1 protein-coding gene is annotated in these 425 nt (G+C 57.1%); it reads left to right on the forward strand.

Annotation, left to right across the window (positions count from 1 at the left end; genetic code table 11):
- Window positions 1-425 (forward strand): fibronectin type III domain-containing protein (locus AC1DUA_RS40725; RefSeq protein WP_477505027.1); only part of this gene is annotated, 425 nt, incomplete at both ends.

Below are 425 nucleotides of genomic sequence, written 5' to 3' on the forward strand. Positions count from 1 at the left end.
ACGGGGCTGACGAACGGAACGACGTACTACTTCGCAATCAAGGCCAGCAACACTAGCGGCTACAGCAGCTATTCCAACGAATTGAGTGCCAAGCCGATTGCCACGCYGGTCGCACCAGTTGCGCTCTCCGCAACTTCAGGTGACGGCCAAGTAACACTCGCTTGGAGCGGTGTATCGGATGCGGTCACCTACAGCGTCTATGCAGGAACTGTAACAGGTTCGTATGAACCGATCCCTGTCGCGACGGTGAMSGGTTCGACCAACACCAGCACGATAACGGGGCTGACGAACGGAACGACGTACTACTTCGCAATCAAGGCCAGCAACACTAGCGGCTACAGCAGCTATTCCAACGAATTGAGTGCCAAGCCGATTGCCACGCCGGTCGCACCAGTTGCGCTCTCCGCAACTTCAGGTGACGGCCA

The organism is Paenibacillus sp. 01T422, from assembly GCF_056398785.1.